This window comes from Nitratireductor mangrovi, assembly GCF_007922615.2.
GTDB classification, from domain to species: Bacteria; Pseudomonadota; Alphaproteobacteria; order Rhizobiales; family Rhizobiaceae; genus Mangrovimarina; species Mangrovimarina mangrovi.
This window is the reverse complement of the sequence record NZ_CP042301.2, coordinates 992,043-1,013,410: the sequence shown is the minus strand read 5'-3', so window position 1 is coordinate 1,013,410 and position 21,368 is coordinate 992,043. Positions and strand designations below refer to the sequence as shown.

The 21,368-nt window shown below is 65.3% G+C and carries 16 protein-coding genes; 13 read left to right on the top strand and 3 right to left on the bottom strand.

Going from position 1 to position 21,368, the window contains the following annotated elements; all coding sequences use genetic code 11:
• The first annotated feature begins 25 nt into the window (after positions 1–25).
• Together FQ775_RS04945 and ade are read left to right on the top strand one after the other, a co-directional pair.
• Positions 26–280: a GlsB/YeaQ/YmgE family stress response membrane protein gene (locus tag FQ775_RS04945; RefSeq protein ID WP_146298321.1), complete on the top strand. Its 255-nt coding sequence runs from the start codon at positions 26–28 to the stop codon at positions 278–280.
• 166 nt (positions 281–446) lie between these two features.
• Positions 447–2,264: an adenine deaminase gene (gene ade, locus FQ775_RS04940; protein ID WP_146298320.1), complete on the top strand. Its 1,818-nt coding sequence runs from the start codon at positions 447–449 to the stop codon at positions 2,262–2,264.
• A gap of 8 nt (positions 2,265–2,272) precedes the next feature.
• On the opposite strand, the gene FQ775_RS04935 is transcribed toward ade, so the two are convergent.
• Entirely contained in the window at positions 2,273–2,509 is a 237-nt protein-coding gene (locus FQ775_RS04935) for a VOC family protein (protein WP_349291499.1), read from the bottom strand.
• Between the two features lie 39 nt (positions 2,510–2,548).
• Positions 2,549–3,634 (bottom strand): alpha/beta hydrolase, encoded by a 1,086-nt coding sequence (locus FQ775_RS04930; protein ID WP_146301828.1) that lies wholly within the window; start codon positions 3,632–3,634, stop codon positions 2,549–2,551.
• A 340-nt stretch (positions 3,635–3,974) separates the two neighbouring features.
• On the opposite strand from FQ775_RS04930, the gene FQ775_RS04925 reads away from it, so the two are divergent.
• Positions 3,975–4,700 carry an FkbM family methyltransferase gene (locus FQ775_RS04925; protein WP_146298318.1) on the top strand — a complete coding sequence of 242 codons (726 nt, stop codon included), beginning with the start codon at positions 3,975–3,977 and terminating at the stop codon, positions 4,698–4,700.
• A 30-nt stretch (positions 4,701–4,730) separates the two neighbouring features.
• Here FQ775_RS04925 and FQ775_RS04920 read toward each other — a convergent pair whose 3' ends face one another.
• Positions 4,731–6,188 (bottom strand): TrkH family potassium uptake protein, encoded by a 1,458-nt coding sequence (locus tag FQ775_RS04920; RefSeq protein WP_146298317.1) that lies wholly within the window; start codon positions 6,186–6,188, stop codon positions 4,731–4,733.
• Positions 6,189–6,318: 130 nt separating this feature from the next.
• Between FQ775_RS04920 and ilvA the strand changes: the two genes are divergently transcribed.
• The 10 genes from ilvA (at position 6,319) to FQ775_RS04865 (ending at position 21,027) form a co-directional block, all read left to right on the top strand.
• The gene (gene ilvA / locus FQ775_RS04915; protein WP_146298316.1) at positions 6,319–7,590 is read left to right on the top strand and encodes a threonine ammonia-lyase IlvA; all 1,272 of its coding nucleotides are present in this window, start codon (positions 6,319–6,321) and stop codon (positions 7,588–7,590) included.
• Positions 7,587–8,129: a DUF1697 domain-containing protein gene (locus tag FQ775_RS04910; RefSeq protein WP_146298315.1), complete on the top strand. Its 543-nt coding sequence runs from the start codon at positions 7,587–7,589 to the stop codon at positions 8,127–8,129. Before ilvA ends, FQ775_RS04910 begins: the two co-directional genes overlap by 4 nt.
• A 326-nt stretch (positions 8,130–8,455) precedes the next feature.
• Positions 8,456–9,829: a DEAD/DEAH box helicase gene (locus FQ775_RS04905; RefSeq protein WP_146298314.1), complete on the top strand. Its 1,374-nt coding sequence runs from the start codon at positions 8,456–8,458 to the stop codon at positions 9,827–9,829.
• 102 nt (positions 9,830–9,931) lie between these two features.
• A complete protein-coding gene (locus FQ775_RS04900) occupies positions 9,932–11,125 on the top strand; it encodes an MFS transporter (RefSeq protein WP_146298313.1) in 1,194 nt (397 codons plus the stop codon).
• An 84-nt stretch (positions 11,126–11,209) separates the two neighbouring features.
• A complete protein-coding gene (gene gpt, locus FQ775_RS04895) occupies positions 11,210–11,707 on the top strand; it encodes a xanthine phosphoribosyltransferase (protein WP_146298312.1) in 498 nt (165 codons plus the stop codon).
• A gap of 272 nt (positions 11,708–11,979) precedes the next feature.
• Positions 11,980–12,456: an NUDIX hydrolase gene (locus tag FQ775_RS04890; protein WP_146298311.1), complete on the top strand. Its 477-nt coding sequence runs from the start codon at positions 11,980–11,982 to the stop codon at positions 12,454–12,456.
• Positions 12,457–12,590: 134 nt separating this feature from the next.
• Complete coding sequence (locus FQ775_RS04885; protein ID WP_146298310.1) at positions 12,591–14,159, top strand: inorganic phosphate transporter; 1,569 nt, start codon at positions 12,591–12,593, stop codon at positions 14,157–14,159.
• Positions 14,160–14,772: 613 nt separating this feature from the next.
• Positions 14,773–18,591, top strand: coding sequence for a vitamin B12-dependent ribonucleotide reductase (locus tag FQ775_RS04880; protein ID WP_146298309.1), 3,819 nt, complete (start codon positions 14,773–14,775; stop codon positions 18,589–18,591).
• A gap of 602 nt (positions 18,592–19,193) precedes the next feature.
• The gene (locus FQ775_RS04870) at positions 19,194–19,442 is read left to right on the top strand and encodes a hypothetical protein (RefSeq protein ID WP_167812761.1); all 249 of its coding nucleotides are present in this window, start codon (positions 19,194–19,196) and stop codon (positions 19,440–19,442) included.
• A complete protein-coding gene (locus tag FQ775_RS04865; RefSeq protein WP_167812760.1) occupies positions 19,402–21,027 on the top strand; it encodes a putative bifunctional diguanylate cyclase/phosphodiesterase in 1,626 nt (541 codons plus the stop codon). The genes FQ775_RS04870 and FQ775_RS04865 overlap by 41 nt, the downstream gene beginning before the upstream one ends.
• Positions 21,028–21,368: the final 341 nt, after the last annotated feature.

Below are 21,368 nucleotides of genomic sequence, written 5' to 3'. Positions count from 1 at the left end.
CGCGCAGCCAATGGAGGGATATGCAATGGGCATAGAAAGTCTCATCGTCTTCATCATCATCGGCGCGATCGCCGGCTGGCTTGCCGGCATGATCGTCAAGGGCTTCGGCTTCGGCCTGCTCGGAAACATCGTGGTCGGCATCGTCGGCGCGTTCATTGCCGGGTTCCTGTTCCCGGCGATCGGGATTTCGCTCGGCGGCGGCATCCTCGCCGCGATCATCCACGCCACGATCGGCGCGGTGATCCTGCTGTTCATCATCAAGCTGGTGAAATCGAGCTAGCCAAGCCTTCCCGCGCGACAAATTTCGGGGCCAGCCGTCCGCCGGGCGGCTGGCCCTTCTCGATTATCCGCGATCCGGAGCCGTTCGACGGTTCCGTGAAACGACAAACGGCTCTGGCGCTTGGCCGCCGCTGTTGGCACATTGCGCCGACAAGGAGATGCCCGACATGGCCAACAAGAACCCGCCAGCCAGCCGCAAGCCGCAAGCCTGGACCGAAGTAGCGCCGCTGCTCGTCGACGTTGCCACCGGGCGCCGGCAAGCCGACCTGGTGATTCGCAACGGGCGCTGGGTCAATGTGCATTCGGGCGAGGTCATTCCGGCAACGGACCTGGCGATCGCGGCCGGGCGCTTCGCCTATTGCGGGCCGGACGCCAGCCACGCCATCGGCGAGGGCACCAAGGTGGTCGACGCCGCCGGGCGCTATCTGGTGCCCGGACTGTGCGACGCGCACATGCATGTCGAAAGCGGCATGGTGACGGTGACCGAGTTCTGCCGCGCGGTCATTCCGCACGGCACCACCTCGATGTTCATCGACCCGCACGAGATCGCCAACGTGCTCGGCCTCGAAGGCGTCAGGCTGATGCATGACGAGGCCGCCGCGCAGGCCATCAACGTGTTCGTGCAGATGCCGTCCTGCGTGCCTTCCGCGCCGGGGCTGGAAAACGCCGGCGCGGCCCTCGGTCCCGGCGACGTCGCCGAGGCGATGGGCTGGGACAACATCATCGGGCTCGGCGAGGTCATGAATTTTCCGGGCGTCGCCGGCAACGACGCCACCATGACCGGCGAGATCGCGGCGACCGTCGCGGCCGGACGCACGGTCGGCGGCCACTATGCCTCGCGCGATCTCGGCCTCGCCTTCCACGGCTATGTCGCCGGCGGCCCCGAGGACGACCACGAGGGCACCCGCGCCGAGGACGCGATCGCCCGCGTGCGGCAGGGCATGAAGGCGATGCTGCGCCTCGGCTCGGCCTGGTACGACGTCGCCGAGCAGATCAAGGCGGTGACCGAAAAGGGCCTCGACCCGCGCAATTTCATCCTGTGCACCGACGACAGCCATTCCGGCACGCTGGTCAATGACGGCCACATGGACCGCGTCGTGCGCCACGCCATCGCGCAGGGCCTGAAGCCGGTGACCGCGATCCAGATGGCGACCATCAACACCGCCCAGCATTTCCGGCTCGAACGCGAACTGGGCTCGATCGCGCCCGGGCGGCTCGCCGACGTGCTGATCGTTTCCGACCTCGCCACGCTCGCCATCGACGAGGTGTTTGCGCGCGGAGTGCGGCTGGCCCGCAACGGCCGGCTGGAGATCGAGATCGCGCCCTACCCCTATCCGGCCAGCGCCCGCGACACGGTGCGGCTCGGCAAGAAGCTCAAGGCGACCGATTTCGACATCCCCGCCCCAAGCAACAGCGCCGAGGTGCGTGCCCGCGTCATCGGCGTCATCGAAAACCAAGCCCCGACCCGGGCGCTGGAGGCCGAATTGACGGTCAGGAAGGGCATCGTCGAGATGGACCGGCGCAATGACGTCTGCCAGATCGCGCTGGTCGAGCGCCACAAGGGCAGCGGGGCGGTCGTCAACGGCTTCGTCTCGGGTTTCGGCTATACCGAGGACTGCGCCATGGCCTCGACCGTGGCGCATGATTCGCATCACATGATCGTCGTCGGCACCAACAAGAACGACATGGCGCTCGCCGCCAACCGGCTCGGCCAGGTTGGCGGCGGCGTTGTGATGATCTCGAAGGGCAAGGAACTGGCGCTGGTGGAAATGCCGATCGCCGGGCTGATGTCGGACGAACGCGCCGAGATCGTGGCAGCCAAGGCGGACAGGCTTTCGGCCGCGATGCGCGACATGGGCTGCTCGCTCAACAACGCCTATATGCAGCATTCGCTGCTGGCGCTGGTGGTCATCCCCGAGCTCAGGATCTCCGATCTCGGCATCATCGACGTGACGAAGTTCGAGAAGGTGGATCTGTTCGTGTAGGCGGGTGCTCAGCCCGCCGCCAGCGCCGCTCCGACCATGAAGCGGTGGCCGTCAGGGGTCCGCACGCCGAATTCGCGCATGCCCCAGGGCCGGTCGGCCGGCGCAAACAGGATATCTGCGCCGCGCGCCGTGGCCCGCGCGTGACATTCATCGACGTCGGCGACCTCGAGATAGCCGAAATACTGGTGGTCGCCGAGGTCGCGAAGGTGGATGGCGTCGGGGCAGGAGCCGAGCATCAGCGTCACCTTGCCCGAGCGTGAGCCGAGCCTTCATGCCCTCGGTCATCACTCGACCCCGACCGTCGAAAGCACCCCGGCCGGCGTGGTGATGACGATGCTCGCCGCCGAAAGCGCGGTCTGGCCTAGACCCTGGGCGAGGTTCTCGACATGGCCGGCGAAATCGGTGTTGCGGCGCGCAAACGTGTCGCCGGCCTGCAGGCGCTCGCCGAGCAGCTTCACCAGCACCGGATTGTCGGCGAACTTGGTGTGGTTCAGGCGGTCATCGCCGGATTCGACGTCGGTCAGATTGACCACGATGACGCCGTAGCTGGCGATATCGTCGGCATCGGCATATTCGCCCAGCCGCGGCCGGTTGCCGGCGATCCAGCCGGAAAGGTTCAGGGCGCGGTCGTTGCGCGACAGCATGACGAAGAACGGCTTTTCCGGCTTGCCGTAGCGTTTCATCTGGCTCTTGAAGACGTCGACATCGACATCCGGCGAGGCCAGGATGACGTCGCCCAGCCTGCCGCCAATGTCACGGTCGCCGGAAATCGCGAGCTGGCGCAAGGCTTCGAGGGTGGCCCAGTTACCCATGGAATGGGCGATGATGTCGATGCGCGTGGCCCCTGCCCGGCGCACCGCGCGCAGCGTCTGCTCCAGCCCGTCGCGGGCCACGGTGGCTGAGTCGCGGTCGTAGATATAGTCGACCGTGCTGCCGCGGGACGCCCAGGAAAACAGGATCGGCGCGCCGGCATAACCGGCATCGTGGACGATCTGCGTCATGCGGTAGACAGCGTCGTCGAAGCGCGTGTTGTAGCCATGAACGAAAACCAGCGCGCGCCCGCCCCGCGCCGCGATCTCCCGGGACAGCGCATTCTCGAAACCCGCCGCCTCGTCATAGCCGGCGACACTCTCGGCGGTGAAATAGCGCGACGGGTCGCGCTTCCCGGTCTTCGGTCGCTCCAGTCGCCCCGGCTTGTGGACGGCCGGCACCGTGACGTCGGTGACGGCATAGGAAAGCGTCAGCGCCCGCTCGCCATCAAAGACCTCGCGTGCTTCTGACGAGCGCTGCCTGGTGGTTGCGACGAAGATGCGGTGTTCACCGGCAATGTCGGCGCTGGTCGAGGAAACCACCTCGGTGCCGATCAGCATTTGCGCGTTCGGATTGGCGCAGCCGGCTGCGGCAAGCACGAACAGCAGCACGGCCAACCGCAACCGTGCGCAAAACTCCGCGATCGCGTTCAAGTTTTTCCGCCCGCCTCTTTCATGCGCCCGGATAAGCCGAAACGCGTCTCTGCGTCTACCCGCGATGATGGCAACAAAACGACCGGTCCGGGCGCAAATTCTTGCGAACCGACACATTCGGTGAGTATTGACCGTAACGTTGCCCGCCTTGCGCAAAAGTTGCGTCGGTCTCGCCGGCGACGCGGCAGTGGAATTTGGCGGACGGTCGGGTCGCCCGCCAGGGCATCAGTCGGGAATCGAGGGGATCATGCTCAGGCAACTCAGGAACTTGCGCGATCTCGGTCGCATCCGCACGTCGCCCCGATCGTTCCGGCGCAACAAGCCCCAATTCCTTGTCGCGAACCCCGAACTGGAATTCGGTAACCTGCTCGAATTCTTCGCCCTTGGCTTCGGGAACCGGCATGAGGATTTCTACTTCGTCCAGATCGGTGCCTTCGACGGTGTCGACGGCGACCCGCTCAATGAGCTTGTCAGCAGGCACCAATGGGCCGGCGTTCTGGTCGAGCCGCAACGCGCGGCGTTCGAGAAGCTGCAACAGACCTATCACGGCTACGAAAGGCTCAGGCTCTTGAACGTCGCCATTGGTCCGGAGGACGGCGAAACCACCATCTACACGCGGAAGTCAGGTCCGATCTCGACGGCATCGATGCGCCAGGAGTTCCTGATCAAGCCTGGTCGCGGAAGCGGAAGAAGCGAGATTACAGCCGAACGCGTCACCTGCTTGACCCCGCGTACGCTGCTCAGGGAGGCCGGCGCGCCGGACAGGATCGATCTCGTCCAGATCGACGCCGAAGGGTTCGACTTCGAGATCATCAAGGCGTTCGATCTCGACGCGGTGCGCCCGCGAATCATCCGCTACGAGCACATCTTGCTGAGCGAGACCGACAAGAACCGCTGCCTGGCGCACCTCGCCGCGCATGGATACCGTTTCCTGCTGGAGGATTCCGACACCCTGGCGGTCCTAACGGACTAGCCGCAAACGCGTCACGAGAGCGGCGGACCGCTAGCGGCCCCAGAACACCGGCGTGAAGATGACCAGCACGGCGAGGATTTCCAGCCGGCCGAGCATCATGGCAAGCGACAGGATCCATTTCGCGATGTCGGGCAGCGGCGAGAAATTGCCGGCCGGTCCGATGAAGTCGCCAAGGCCGGGGCCGACATTGGTGAGCGCCGTCAGCGCGCCGGTCATGGCGGTGACGAGATCGAGCCCGGTCGCCGCCAGGAGCACCGTGGCGATCGCCCACAGCACGAAGAATGACGAGATGAACAGCACCACGGCGCGCTGCATGTCGTCGTCGACCGGCCGGTCGCCGTAACGCACGGTCTGGACCGAACTCGGATAGACGAAGCGCCTCAGGCCGTTGGCCATCAGTTCGAACAGGATGATGAAGCGGTAGGCCTTCATGCCGCCGCAGGTCGAGCCCGAGCAGCCGCCGAGGAAGGTGGCGACGAAGGCGCAGGCGATCACGAACGGTCCCCAGCTGGTGTAGTCGTGGGTCGAATAGCCGGTCGTGGTGATGATCGACATGAAGTTGAAGGTGGTGTGGGTCAGGGTCTCGAACAGCGGCGCATCGGTGGTGACCCGCACATAGATGGCGGTCGTCACAGCGAACAGCAGCACATAGCCGGAAAACACCCTTATCTGCGGGTCGCGCAAGGCGTCGAGCCGGCCGCGCACCATGAACAGGATCAGGATCGAGAACGGCAGCGCGCCGATGAACATGAAGAGGATCGCGATCCACAGGATGACCGGCTTGTCGACGAAATAGCCGAAGGAGGCGTCGTGGGTGGAAAAGCCGGCGGTGGAGATCGTCGTCAGCGCATGGTTGAGCGCGTCGAAGCCGCTCATGCCGGCGGCCGCATAGGCGATGCCGCACAAGAGCGTCAGTGCCGAATAGATGCTGATCAGGCTGATGGTGAAGGTCGACAGGCGCTCGAACGGCCGGTCCTCGATGTCGGTCGATTCGATCTTGAAATAGGAGATGCCGCCGATATTGAGGAAGGGCAGGATGAACAGGCCGAGCGCGATCACGCCGAGGCCGCCCATCCATTGCAGGATCGAGCGCCACAACAGCAGGCCCGGCGGCAGGCCGTCGAGGCCGGTGAGCACGGTGCTGCCGGTCGTGGTGACGGCCGACACCGACTCGAACACCGCGTCGGCCAGCGACATCTCGAGCGAAGAGGCCAGGAACGGCACCGTGCCGACCAGCGCCGTGGTCGCCCACAAGAGGTTGACCATCAGGAAGCCGAAGCGCGAGGAGACCGGCGGCGGCCGGCCCTGGGTGGCAAGCGCCACCGCCAGCGACAGCCCGCCGGTGAAGAAGGCGGAGAGCGCGAAGACGCGCCAGTCGGCATTGCCCTGGTAGAGGTCCACGAAGGCCGGGATCAGCATCGCCAGCGACAGATAGATGCCGAAGATCGCCGAGATGTGGATGGCGGCGCGGAAGGCGAAGCTCTGCACGAAGAAGCAAACCCCGGTCTGAGCGACGGCGCCTGTTGCCCGGCCGCCGTCCTGGCGCGCCGACAGTGGCGAGACGCGGCCTTTTATGCAATAGGGCCACGACACGCAAGCACAGGGAACCGCGCGCAGAGTGGCGGCACGAGCAGGCAAGGAGAGTTTCGTCGCCGCCGTCGATCGGGCGGCCGTTGCGCTGCGCGAGGTGTTCGAGGCGACGCCGCTGCAGGAGAATGCGCATCTGTCGCGCAAGACCGGCGCGCGCGTCTTCCTGAAGCGCGAGGACCTTTCGCCGGTTCGTTCCTACAAGATCCGCGGCGCCTACAATTTCTTCCGCAAGGCGGCGGCCGGCCATCAGGGCGGCGGTTTCGTCTGCGCCTCGGCCGGCAACCACGCGCAGGGCTTCGCCTGGGTCTGCCGCCAGATGAAGCTGAAGGGCGTCGTCTTCATGCCGGTGACGACGCCGCAGCAGAAAATCGCCAAGACCGCGACCTTCGGCGGCGACTATGTCGACATCCGGCTCACCGGCGACTTCTTCGACGACTGCCTCGCGGCCGCGCTCGCCTTCGCCGAACAGCAGGGCGCGCTGATGGTGCCGCCCTTCGACCATGCCGATATCATCGAGGGCCAGGCGACCGTGGCGGCCGAGATCGCGGCGCAGATGCCCGACGGGACGCGGCCCGACATCATGATCCTGCCGGTCGGCGGCGGCGGGCTCGCGGCCGGCGTCACGCGCTATCTCGGCGCCGCAGGCTGGACGCCGCGCTTCGTCTTTGCCGAGCCTGCCGGCGCGCCGAGCCTGAAGCGCAGCCTTGCCGCCGGGCGGCGTGTGAAACTGCCGGCGGTGGACAATTTCGTCGACGGCGCCGCGGTCGGCGAGATCGGGCGCGAGACCTTTCGCCAGCTGGCGGGCTTCGCCGAAAGCGACGTGCATCTGGTGCCGGAGGACCGGCTCTGCGCGACCATGATCGAGATGCTCAACATCGAGGGCGTGGTGCTGGAGCCGGCGGGCGCGCTCGCCATCGACACGCTGAAGGATTTTTCGCGCAAGGACCTCAAGGGCAAGACGGTGGTGACGATCGTCTCGGGCGGCAATTTCGACTTCGAGCGCCTGCCCGACGTCAAGGAGCGGGCGCTGCGCTTCGAGGGCCTGAAGAAATATTTCGTCTTCCGCTTCCCGCAGCGGCCCGGCGCATTGCGTGACTTCCTCGAACTGCTCGGGCCCGAGGACGACATCGTGCGCTTTGAATATCTGAAGAAGTCGGCACGCAATTTCGGCTCGGTGCTGATCGGCATCGAGACCCGCAACCGGAAAAACTTCGCCGTGCTCGAAAAGCGGTTCGAGGCCGCCGGCTGGTCCTATCAGGACATCACCGACAACGAGGTGCTGGCGGGCTTCATCGTATGAGCGCGACGGTCTGGATCGTGCTGTTCCGCGGCGTCGGCGGCAAGACCCAGTTGCCGGTCAAGCCCTTGCGCGAGAAGCTCGGGGCGGCAGGGTTCGACAACGTCGCCACCTACATCAACAGCGGCAACGCGGTCTTGTCGAGCGACCGGCCGCGCGAGGCAGTCCACGCCAGGATCGCCGAGATATGCTCGCAGGAATTCGGCTTCGAGAAGGACATTCATATCGTAGCACTCGCCGAGTGGGAGCAACTGATCGCAGAGAACCCCTTCCCCGATGCGGTCGAGACGCCGAAATTCCTGCATGCGGCGGTGCTCGCCGACAAGCCGGCGCCCGCAAGGCTCGCAGCCCTTGAAGAGGTCGCGCAGGGCGGCGACCGCATCGCCGTCGTCGGCAAGGTCGCCTACCTCCATACGCCGAATGGCTTCGGCACCTCCAAGCTTGCCGAAAAATTCGACAAGGGCATCGGCGTCGCCACCACCGCCCGCAACTGGAACACGGTGCTGAAGCTTGCCGAACTCGCCCGGGCTGCACGGGGCTGACCGGCCGACGCGAAGCGCCGTACCCCTCGATGCTGCGGCGCAACAAGAAATCATTTGCTTTCCGGCGCGAACTCACCCATATGGCGGGTTGAGGCGCATGGGCCGGTTCACCGGCTCGCCCGCAATGGGCCATCGCTGCGTCCGGTTCCCCTTCCCGAACGGTTCGGTTGGCGGTGAACAATCGCCGCGCCATGAAGCGCGCGGCAACGACAGCGCAGCCGCGCGGGCCTTAAGCCCGCCGCCTCGTCGTCCACGAAACAGTTTGCCCGGCGGGTTGCGCCCCGCTGCGGTTTGTTGCGGCATCTGCCGCCGAAAGAAGACAGATTTTGACCATTGATACATTCGCCACGACCGAGAACGGCTTTGCCCGGCTCGGCCTCTCCGGCGCCCTCCTGAAAGCTGCCGACAAGGCCGGTTTCGCTTCCCCCAAGCCGATCCAGGAACAGGCGATCCCGCCGCTCCTCGCCGGCAGCGACCTGATCGGCATTGCCCAGACGGGCTCCGGCAAGACCGCGGCCTTCGCGCTGCCGGTCCTGGCCCACATCGCCGCGCTCGGCGCGCGGCGCGTGCCGAAGGGCGCGCATGCGCTGGTGCTGGCGCCGACCCGTGAACTCGCGGTGCAGATCGAGGAGGCCTTCCGGCTCTTCTCGCGCGGCGCCCACATCTCCACCGCCCTCGTGCTCGGCGGCGTGTCGCGCAACAGCCAGGTGCGCCGTCTGCGCGACGGCGTCGACGTGCTGGTCGCCACGCCCGGACGGCTGACCGATCTGGTCCGCGCCGGAGACGTACGGCTTTCAGAGACACGCTGGCTGGTGCTCGACGAGGCCGACCGCATGCTCGACATGGGATTCATCAACGATGTCCGCCGCCTGGCGCGGGCAACGCATCCGAAACGTCAGGTGGCGCTGTTTTCCGCCACCATGCCGTCGGAGATCGAGAAGCTGTCGCTGGAACTCCTCAACGAGCCGGTGCGCGTTTCCGTAGCGCGGCAGGGCACGGCGGCGGCGGAAATCCGCCAGAGCCTGATCATGGCGCGCACGCGCCAGAAGCGCGGCGTGCTCGCCGGCCTGCTCGCCGATCCCGACATGGCTTCGGTGATCGTCTTCGCCCGCACCAAGCACGGCGCCGACAAGGTCACCCGCCAGCTCGACCAGGACGGCTTCACCGCCGCCGCGATCCACGGCAACAAGTCGCAGAACGCACGCCAGAAGGCGCTCGCCGGCTTCCGCGACGGCCAGGTGCGCATCCTCGTTGCAACCGACATCGCCGCGCGCGGCATCGACGTTCCCGGCATCTCGCATGTCGTCAATTACGACCTGCCCGACGAGGCCGAGACCTATGTGCACCGCATCGGCCGCACCGGGCGCAACGGCGCCTCGGGCGAGGCGATCACGCTTTGTGCCCCCGACGAAAGCGCCAAGCTGCGCGCGGTCGAACGCCTGCTGCGCGGCCGTATCGAGGTGACCGGCGACCATACCGGCGAGCCCGACCCGGCGCCTGCGCGCACCGAACGGCCGCGGCAACCGGCGGCAAACGACGCCATGCCGCAAAAGCCGAAGGCGAAGAAGCCGCATCGCGGCCGCAACAATGGCGCGCCGGCGCGCCCGGCAGGCGCCAAGGACGCGGCGGCGGAAACGCGCACGGCGCCGCGCCGGCGCCGGCGCCGCAACCAGCGGCCGCGTTTCGCCAAGGCCGCCTGATCCCGACTGGCCCACAACAGCCCGGCCGCGTGACGATTGCGCGGCCGGGCGCCCTCGCCTAGGGGATTTCCTACGGCAGCGGCGAACCAGCGGAGGAAGCGGATGGCCGGCATCGCGACATTCGCCCTCGCCTATGTGCTTTCGCAGTTCTACCGTTCCTTTCTCGCCGTCCTGACGCCGGCGCTGGCCGACGATCTCGGCGCGACCAAAGCCGAGCTTTCGCTTGCTTCGGGGGCCTGGTTCATCGCCTTCGCACTGATGCAGTTCGTGGTCGGTGTCTCCCTCGACCGCTTCGGGCCCCGAAGGACCGCCTCCCTGTTACTCGCCGCCGGCGGTGGCGGCGGAGCGCTGGTCTTCGCGCTCGCGGGCTCGCCATGGGCGATCGTGGTGGCGATGACCCTGATCGGCATCGGCTGTTCGCCCGTGTTGATGGCGCCGCTCTTCATCTTCGCAAAGACCTTCTCGCCGGCGCGCTTCGCCGTGCTGACGTCATGGTTCGTCGGCATCGGCACGCTCGGCAACGTGCTCGGCGCCACGCCGCTCGCCGCCTCGGCCGAAGCTTTCGGCTGGCGCCCCGTCATGGCGGCGCTCGGTCTGGTCACGCTGGGCGTCGCGGCAGCAGTCTACGTCATCGTGCGCGATCCGCCCGGGCATGAAGGCGACGTGACCGCACGCGCCGGCTTTTCGGGCTATCTCGATCTGCTGCGCCTCAAGGTCCTGTGGCCGATCATTCCGCTGACGGCACTCAACTACGCACCGGCGGCCGGCATACGCGGCCTGTGGGCTGGCCCCTACCTCGCCGACGTTCACGCCGCCGATACGCTGGCGATCGGCAACGTCACCCTGCTGATGGCGCTTGCCATGGTCGCCGGCAGCTTCATCTACGGGCCGCTCGATACGCTGTTCAGAACCCGCAAGTGGGTTGCTTTCGGCGGCAACGCGATCTGTGTCGCCGCGGTCGTCTATCTGGCGCTGCGCGCCACGGCGCCAGTACCGGCGGCGACGGCGGCGCTTGTCGTCATCGGCCTTTCGGGCATGAGCTACGGCATGCTGATGGCGCATGCGCGCGCCTTCGTTCCGGCCGACCTCACCGGACGCGGCGTGACGCTGATGAACTTCTTCGCGATCGGCGGCGTCGGGCTGATGCAGTTCGCCACCGGCGGCGTGGTGAGCCTGAGCGCCGATCCGGCCGAGCCTGCCGCAACCTACGTGGCACTGTTCTGGTTCTACGCGATCACGCTTGGCGCGGCACTTGCCATCTATTTGCTGGCGCGCGACTCGCGGCCGGACCGCTGAGCGCGGCAGCGGCGCCGCTTGCCTTTGCCTGGCGATTTTGCATAAAGCTCTGCGGCATCGAGACCTGACCTGGGTGATGCCGCAATGTCGCTTCCCGAAAAAGCTTTCCCCGTCTCCTGGGACCAGTTCCACCGCGACGCGCGTGCGCTCGCCTGGCGCCTGACCGGCAACAATGGCGGCTGGAAGGCGATCGTCTGCATTACGCGCGGCGGGTTGGTGCCGGCGGCGATCATCGCGCGCGAACTCGGCATCCGGGTGATCGAAACCGTCTGCGTGGCGTCCTATCACGAATACACCGAACAGGGTGAGTTGAGGGTGCTCAAGGAGGTGACACCCTCGCTGATGGAGAATGAGGGCGCCGACGTCCTCATCGTCGACGACCTGACCGATACCGGCAAGACGGCGGCGGTGGTGCGCGCGATGATGCCCAGGGCGCATTTCGCCACCGTTTATGCAAAGCCGAAGGGCCGCCCGCTTGTCGACACCTTCGTCACCGAAGTGTCACAGGATACCTGGATCTACTTCCCCTGGGACATGGGCTTCACCTACCAGAAGCCGATCTCGGAAGATCATCTCGGCTGAGGTTTCGCCTGCCATCCGGGCGAAACCTTGAAATTCCGCAGCCGGGATGTATGTGAACCAGCAGTGGCCGCCGCACGGCAGGGCCGCGCACGGCCGATTGTCGGGAGCGCTGTTTCGTTGAAACCGAACGAGTCGGTGTCTCTCTTTGGCCGCCAGTGAGGACGTCTGTTCACGACAGGCGGTGGCAAAAGAGAAAAAGCTCATCGTCCGCTGGCATGATTTTCGCCAACGACTAGACTTGGTGATCGAAGATTGGAGATTCGCAAGAACAAATGCTTCTAAGCCACCGCACATGGCAGCATTCGGTCGACCGCATCCGCCGCCTGCTCGGCGGGTTGCCGCCGCGCGTGCAGGTGGCCGCGCTTCCCTGGCGCCTGAGCGGGAGCAGGCTCGAGGTGATGCTGATCACCAGCCGAGACAGCGGACGCTGGGTGTTGCCGAAGGGCTGGCCGGAGAACGGCGAACTCCTTCATGAATCGGCCGCGCGCGAGGCCACCGAGGAAGCCGGCCTGCATGGTGCGATCGGCGCCGAGGAAATCGGCAGCTATTTCTACGGCAAGGGTCTCAAGACGGGTCTCGAAACCCGTTGCAGGGTGCTGGTTTTTCCGCTCCGGGTCGAGCAGGTCGACGAGACCTGGCCCGAACAGGGCGAACGCACCCGCAAGTGGTTTACTCCCGCCGAAGCCGCGACGAAGGTGCGCGAAAGCGACCTGGCGGAACTGGTCGAACTCTTCGCGCCGCGGGACTGATCGCCCTTAGCCGGCTCTCGATTCGCGTTTTCCACTACAAATCGGGGTGCTGCCCTCATCGGGTGGCGGCGTGAACTTGTGAAGCGCCCGGGCGTTGACTACGCGGGTTGTGGACAGGGGTATCAGGCAGCCGGATGAGCAATACAGGCGAAATCGCCCGCAAGACCACTCTCGACAAGGATCTGGCAAAGCTGTCCCAGATCGAGGAGGCAACGAGCTTCCTCGCGCGAGGGCTGGTCGCACCGGGTCTGGCACTGTTCTTCCTGGCGCTCGTTGCCGTTGCAGTCGCTGTCTTCACCGCCGGCGACCCCGGCGCCATTGCCATCGTGGCGGCTGCGGCGATCGGCGCATACATGGCCCTCAACATCGGCGCCAACGACGTCGCCAACAATGTCGCGCCGGCGGTCGGATCGCGCGCGCTGACCATGGGCGGCGCGCTGATCATGGCCGCGTTCTTCGAGACCGCGGGCGCGCTGATCGCCGGCGGAGACGTCGTCGACACCATCTCCAAGGGCATCATCGACCCAGATTCAGTCGCCGCGCCCGGTGTCTTCGTCAGCGCCATGATGGCCGCGCTGCTGGCATCGGCGGTGTGGGTGAACCTCGCCACGGCCATCGGAGCGCCGGTCTCGACCACCCACTCGGTCGTCGGCGGCGTCATGGGCGCCGGCATCGCTTCGGCCGGGTTCGCCGCGGTCAACTGGCCGGTGATGAGCGGGATCGCGGCCAGTTGGGTCATTTCCCCGTTTCTCGGCGGCATCATCGCGGCGCTGTTTCTGGCCTTCGTGAAATCGCGCATCATCTACCAGGACGACAAGATCGCAGCCGCCCGGCGCTGGGTGCCGCTGCTGATCGGCATCATGGCCGGCGCCTTCGCGGCCTACCTGGCGACGAAGGGGTTGAAGAAGATCGTCCATCTGCCGGGCATGCAGATTGCGGCGATCGGCGTCGGTGCCTTCCTGCTCGCCTGGGGGGTGTCGCATGTGCATGTGGCCCGCCAGTCCGCGAGCATGGAAAACCGCAACCAGTCGCTGCGCAAGCTGTTCGGCCTGCCGCTTGTCATCTCGGCGGCCCTGCTCTCCTTCGCCCACGGCGCCAACGACGTCGCCAATGCGGTCGGCCCTCTGGCCGCGATCGTTCAGACCGCCACCCACGGCGAACTCGCCGCCGTCGTCGCCATTCCCTTCTGGGTGATGCTGATCGGTGCGGTCGGCATCTCGCTCGGCCTGCTGCTGTTCGGCCCCAAGCTGGTGCGCATGGTCGGCGAGCAGATCACCAAGCTCAACCCGATGCGCGCCTTCTGCGTGGCTCTGTCGGCGGCGCTGACGGTGATCGTCGCCTCGTGGTTCGGCCTGCCGGTCAGTTCCACCCACATCGCGGTCGGGGCCGTGTTCGGCGTCGGCTTCTTCCGCGAATGGTACACGGCGAACTCGCCGCGGCGGCGCGCCTATCTGGAGCGCAAGGCCGTGCGGCTGCGCAACGAGCGCAAGCAGTCCAACGGCGAACCGGCCGGCACGACCGCCGACATGGACGACGACGAGGAAGAGGATGCCCTGCCCTCCGCGGCGCGCGAGGAGGCAAGGCGGCGCAAGCTGGTGCGGCGCGCGCATTTTTCGACCATCGTCGCCGCGTGGGTGGTAACGGTGCCGTCCACCGCATTGATCGCCGCGCTCATCTTCCACGCGCTGAACCTGCTTTCCTGATTCTCGCCCATCGCATCGGGCGCCCGGGCGACGCTCTCCGGCATCCACATGCGGGCGGTATGATCCCCGCTATCCACAAATCCGACCCACAACATATTGGGGTCATAAATCTTCCAAGAACGAGCCCTTGACGCGTTCGGTCGAGTCGCTTTTTATGGGTCATGCGCTCGCGTTCAGGGCGTGGCCGGAGAGTTCAGAGCCCGGTCTTTTTCCAGCTTTTCAAGCGTTTCTGCTGCATTCCGCCCGTTCACGAGGGCTGGCGGAGGCATGGGGGATTTTGGGTCGAACGGGACGGAAAAGTGATCATTGTGCGGGTGGTGGAAATCTTCTGTTAACACTATATTTAGTGTTTGCGCCCACACTCGACACTAGATACCGTGATTTTCCCTGACCAAGGGAATCGCGGAACAGCGTAGAGAGAGGAACCCGCGAGGGTGCCTCGGACAGCCGGAAAGGCCCGGTTTCAAGGGCTTGAGGCGGTACCGGAGCGAACTCGCGGCAGGAGAGCCGGGCGCAAGGACGGGCGCGCGGCAATGGCGGACCTGTGCCTTGCCAAATCGGCTCGTGAAGCCTGTGGACAAAGGCGCTATATATAGGGACTAGAGGGACCAAGATGCGCATCGAGCGTCGTTTCACGAAGGAAGGCCAGTCGGCTTACGCGGAGATCGAATTCCGCAAGGCGACAAGCGAGATCAAGAACCCGGACGGCTCGGTCGTCTTCCGGCTTGCCGACATCGACGTGCCGGCGCAGTTCAGCCAGGTCGCCGCCGACATCCTGGCCCAGAAATATTTCCGCAAGGCGGGCGTGCCGGCGCGGCTGAAGAAGGTCGAGGAAAACAGCGTCCCGTCCTTCCTGTGGCGCTCGGTCGCCGACGAGAAGGCGCTGGCCGACCTGCCCGAGGACGAGCGTTACGGCTCCGAGACCAGCGCCGCGCAGGTCTTCACCCGGCTCGCCGGCACCTGGACCTACTGGGGCTGGAAGGGCGGCTATTTCGACACCGAAGACGACGCCCGGGCCTTCATGGACGAGCTCAGCTACATGCTCGCCACCCAGCGCGTCGCGCCCAATTCGCCGCAATGGTTCAACACCGGGCTGCACTGGGCCTACGGCATCGACGGCCCCGGCCAGGGCCACTATTACGTTGATCCCTTCACCGGCAAGCTCGTGAAGTCGAAATCCGCCTACGAGCACCCGCAGCCGCATGCCTGCTTCATCCAGTCGGTCGGCGACGACCTCGTCAACGAGGGCGGCATCATGGACCTGTGGGTGCGCGAGGCGCGCCTGTTCAAATACGGCTCGGGCACCGGCTCCAACTTCTCCCACCTGCGCGGCGAGGGCGAGCGGCTTTCGGGCGGCGGCAAGTCGTCGGGCCTGATGAGCTTCCTCAAGATCGGCGACCGCGCCGCCGGCGCCATCAAGTCGGGCGGCACCACGCGCCGCGCCGCCAAGATGGTGGTGGTCGACGCCGACCATCCCGACATCGAGGCCTATATCGACTGGAAGGTGAAGGAGGAGCAGAAGGTCGCCTCGCTGGTCACCGGCTCCAAGATCGTGCGCAAGCATCTCGACGCCGTGATGCGCGCCTGCGTGGCCTGCGAGGGCGAAGGCGACGACTGCTTCGACCCGGCCAAGAACCCGGCGCTGAAGCGCGAGGTGCGCGCCGCCAAGAAGAACCTGGTGCCGGAGAACTACATCCGCCGCGTCATCCAGTTCGCGCGCCAGGGTTACACGAAGATCGAGTTCTCGACCTACGACACCGACTGGGATTCGGAGGCCTATCTCACCGTCTCGGGCCAGAACTCCAACAATTCGGTCTCGCTCAAGGACGACTTCCTGCGCGCCGTCGAGGCCGATGGCGACTGGCAGCTGATCAACCGCATCGACGGCAAGGTCGCCAGGACCGTCAAGGCGCGCGACCTGTGGGAAAAGATCGGCCACGCCGCCTGGGCTTCGGCCGATCCCGGCCTGCACTTCAACACCACCATGAACGACTGGCACACCTCGCCGGCGGCGGGCCCGATCCGCGCCTCGAACCCGTGCTCGGAGTACATGTTCCTCGACGACACCGCCTGCAACCTCGCCTCGCTCAACCTGCTGCAGTACCGCAACAAGGACGGCTCGATCGACATCGCCGCCTACGAGCATTCGGTCCGCCTGTGGACCATCGTGCTCGAGATCTCGGTGATGATGGCGCAGTTCCCGTCGAAGGAAATCGCGAAGCTCTCCTACGACTACCGCACGCTCGGTCTCGGCTACGCCAATATCGGCGGCTTGCTGATGACCTCCGGCATTCCCTACGATTCGCCCGAGGGCCGCGCCATCTGCGGCGCGCTGACGGCGATCATGACCGGTGTCGCCTACGCCACCTCGGCCGAGATGGCGGGCGAGCTCGGCACCTTCGCCGACTACGAGCGCAACGCCGAAAACATGCTGCGGGTGATGCGCAACCACCGCCGCGCCGCCCATGGCGAAAGCGATGGTTATGAGAAGCTGGCGGTCAACCCGGTGCCGCTCGATGCCGCCGACTGCCCCGATCCGCAGCTGATCGAGCATGCGCGCGCGGCCTGGGACCGGGCGCTGGAGCTCGGCGAGAAGCATGGCTACCGTAACGCCCAGGCCACCGTGATCGCGCCGACCGGCACGATCGGGCTGGTCATGGACTGCGACACCACCGGCATCGAGCCCGACTTCGCGCTGGTGAAGTTCAAGAAGCTCGCCGGCGGCGGCTATTTCAAGATCATCAACCGCGCCGTGCCCGAAGCCCTGCGCACGCTCGGCTATTCGGAAGCCCAGATCGCCGAGATCGAGGCCTATGCCGTCGGCCACGGCAACCTCGACCAGGCCCCGGCCATCAACCCGACCACGCTCAGGGCCAAGGGTTTCGGCGACGAGCAGATCACCGCGATCAACAGCGCGCTGAAATCGGCCTTCGACATCAAGTTCGTCTTCAACAAGTGGACGCTCGGCGAAGCCTTCTGCAAGGAAGGCCTCGGGCTCACGGACGAGCAACTCAACGACCTCTCCTTCGAGATGCTGCCCGCACTCGGCTTTTCCAGGAAGGACATCGAGGCCGCCAACATCCATGTCTGCGGGGCGATGACGCTGGAAGGCGCGCCGCACCTCAAGGAAGAGCACCTGCCCGTCTTCGACTGCGCCAATCCGTGCGGCAAGATCGGCAAGCGCTTCCTGTCGGTGGAAAGCCACATCCGCATGATGGCGGCGGCGCAGCCCTTCATCTCGGGCGCCATCTCCAAGACCATCAACATGCCCAACGAGGCGACCGTCGACGACTGCAAGTCGGCCTACATGCTGTCGTGGAAGCTGGCGCTCAAGGCCAACGCGCTCTACCGCGACGGCTCCAAGCTGTCGCAGCCGCTCAACGCCTCGCTGATCGCCGACGAGGAGGACGAGGACGAGGATGCCGTCGAGGCGCTGGTCGCCCACCCGGCCGCCGCGCGCACCGCCGCCGTCACCGAAAAGATCGTCGAGCGCATCATCGAGAAGGTGGTCCGCGACCGCGAGAAGCTGCCCAACCGCCGCAAGGGCTACACCCAGAAGGCGGTGGTCGGCGGCCACAAGGTCTATCTCAGGACCGGCGAGTTCGACGACGGCCGCATCGGCGAGATCTTCATCGACATGCACAAGGAGGGTGCTGCCTTCCGCGCGATGATGAACAATTTCGCCATCGCGATCTCGCTCGGCCTGCAATATGGCGTGCCGCTGGAGGAATATGTCGAGGCCTTCACCTTCACCAAGTTCGAGCCGGCCGGCATGGTCCAGGGCAACGACGCCATCAAGAACGCCACCTCGATCCTCGACTATGTCTTCCGCGAACTGGCGATCTCCTATCTCGGCCGCCACGACCTCGCCCATGTCGACACCTCCGACTTTTCCAACACCGCGCTCGGCAAGGGCATTTCGGAAGGAAAGTCGCTGCCGGTGTCGAAGGGGCTGACCCGCGGCGCCGCCTTCAAGGTGGTGTCGGGTTCGGGCGGCGGCGAGCCGAAGGGCCAGGCCGGCGCGACCGGCGGCGACCGGCCGGCGCGTTCCGCACCGACCGCGCATGGCGGCGGCAATGTCCGCGCCATCGCGGCCGGCGGCGCCTCGGCGGCGCTGAAGCCGGCGGTCTCCGACCTGCAGGAACAGGCGACCGCCTTCAAGCGCGACTACGAGGAGCGGGCCAAGGAGCTTGCCGAGGACATTGCGTTCGAGGAAAGCGCCAACGAGGCCTCCGACGCCGGCGGGCTCTTCACGGAGGCGGCGCAGAAGGAAGCGGCCGACGCTAAGGCGCTCGCCGCCGAACGGCGCCAGAAATCGCTGATGCAGGGCTATACCGGCAACATGTGCACGGAGTGCCAGAACTACACCATGGTCCGGAACGGCACCTGCGAGAAGTGCGACACCTGCGGGGCGACGTCAGGGTGTTCGTGATCCATCGCAACCGGCAACGGTGACACAGATCGGATCGGCCCGGTCGCGAGACCGGGCCGATCCGATTCTGGAGCCTGGAACTGTCAGGTCGCGCCCTTCCACCCTTCCATAGCAGGCGCCAGCGCGTGCAACGCCAGCGGCTAGCCGCCCCCCAAGCTTCGTCATCCCAGGGCGGAGCAGCCGCGAAGCGGCGTCGCGGAGACCCTGGAATCCATGCCTGAAAAGTGCGGCCGCGTGAGGCGGCTAAGGAAGGGCGGCTACTCACCACCGCCGGCCCCTTCATCAGCGTTCCGGCATGGATCCTCGGGTCAAGCCCGAGGATGACGAAACGGAGAGGGACCGTGCGCCATGCAGAACCGGAGCGCTACCACCCGGTGCCGCGGAAAAGCTCCTCCCAATCGGGATTCCTGCTCTCGATCAGATCAATCTTCTATTGCCGCGGCCAGCGCTTGAGCGGCTTATCGCGCTGGATGGCGTCGCACACCAGGAAGCGGAACAAACAAATTGAATGAACCGAATAATTCTTCGGCAACTCGAGAGTCCGAACATACTCAGTTCGATGCGGTGTGGAGTGAAGGAGAAAGACTGACAAGGAGGAGGAGATGGCAATTCCTCTACCAAGGCGGCAACCGGCCCCCGACGCCCTGCAGTCGGCGATCCTGTTTTCGCTGCGCCTGAACACCAGGGATGGCATCGTTGATGTCGACGCGGCGGCAAGCATGCTGCAGACGGCCTTTGACGTCGAGATCGACGAAGACAAGTGCATCCGGCTCATCACGGAGGCCGCTGCGCTGCTCGGGGTCAAAACACATGCTGATACCGGGACAGGCCGGTTTGCACGGCATGTTTAGGTTTCTCCCCAATCGCCGCGGTCCTCTGGCTCTCTTCGTGCTTCTTGTGGCTGCCGGAACGGTCGTGGTTTCTGTGCTCACCGCAGGATTTGTCTATTGGACGGTCGGTCCGGAGTCTTACACCTGGAAGCATCATCTGCTTATTGCGGCTGCCATTCCGAGCGTTGTGGCGCCTCTTGTCATCTTTCCACTTGTGTCGCTGGCGAGCAGACTCCACGCAACATCCGAACGCCTTCGAGCGTTTGCGTTCACGGACCAGCTGACCGGCCTGCCGAATGTCTATGCCCTGCACGGTCACCTCGAGCGTGAGACGAAGGCGGGCAAGGATTTTGCCCTGCACTATGTCGACATCGACAAGCTCAAGGAGGTCAACAACACCCTCGGTCACGACGCGGGAGACCACTTCATCCAGTCGACCGCGAAACGCTTGGAGGAGATCGCTGGCGAGAGTTGCTACCTGGCCCGCATGGGTGGAGACGAGTTTGCCGTCGTTCAAATGAACGTCAGTTCCGCAGACGAAGCGCAGATTTTCGCACGCCAGCTAGCAAGGGATCTGTCAGGTTCGATAGGTATTCGGGATACCACCGTCACCATTTCGGTTCATATCGGAATCGCGATGTGGCCGAAAAGTGCTGTCACTGCGCGCGAACTGTTGAAGGCTGCACATCTGGCGATGCACCGCGCGTGCGAAGCCGATGTCCAGTCGCAACTCTTTGACGACGACCTGCGCTATCGGGCAGAACACAATCGAAGGCTCGAACAACGCCTTGCGCTTGCAGTTCGCAATCGTGACTTCACCCTGGCGTTCCAGCCTATTTATGACAGTCGTGTTCCGGGTCGAATTGCTTCGGTCGAGGCATTGCTCCGATGGGAGGATGCCGATAGTTCCCCTGTTTCCCCGGGGGAGTTCATACCGATCGCAGAACGCACCGGGCAAATCCTGGAACTGGGAGAATGGGCGTTGCACGAAGCCTGCCGTCAGGCTCGACGATGGCCAAACCAGATATCTCTCGCAGTGAACATCTCCGCGGTCCAGTTCCTGAAGTCCGACATTCCGAAACTGGTTCGAAGTGCGCTGAAGGAAACAGGCCTGCCCGCGGACCGCCTTACGCTGGAAATAACGGAGTCGGTGTTGATTGGCGACGTGTCAGTGATCGGTCCGCAGCTGGACAAACTCCATGCGCTTGGCGTCAAGCTTGCCCTGGACGATTTTGGCTCGGGCTATTGTGGCATCAACTACATCCGGCAGTTCAATGTCGACAAGGTCAAGATCGACAAGACGCTCATCGATGAGGCGTTGAAAGGCCCGCGAGCTTTCAACATTCTGAGTGGAGTCTGCCGGATCGCGCACGATTGTGGCTTGGTCATCGTGGCTGAAGGGCTGGATTCCATCGAAAAGCTCAAGATGGTCAACGATCTCGGAGTAGACGAGGTGCAAGGTTACCTGCTTTCCAGGCCGGTCTCTGCATCAGAGATCACTACGTTGTCGCAGGCCATTCTCCCCCGACTATGGCCCTCTGGCGCTCCGCGCGACGCGATCTCAGACGCACCGTGGTTTTCATTGGCAGCAAGCGGGCGACGTTGATTGTGCACGCCGCCAGCAAGACGAGGCTCGGCCACCCATTCGCCACTATGGCTCCACGACGCTGTCGCGGCCGCCGGGACGAACGACGACGCCGGCACCAGGAGACTTCCGGAACCACCGGCGCGGCAAATGCTTCCGTCGGCTGCGCGTTCGAAGCAACGTGCAACCCTGCCGCTGCGGGACAAGCCGCGGCCGCTCACCAACGCAAGCTCCTGTTTCTCCTCACTATTCGCTGTTCACCAATCCCTTTCCATCCCCGCCCCCGCGGCTTCCGCTACCATCGTCCGTGCAAATGCCGCTTGCGCGGGAAACGGGTGTGCACACCGAGCATCCGGGCGAGC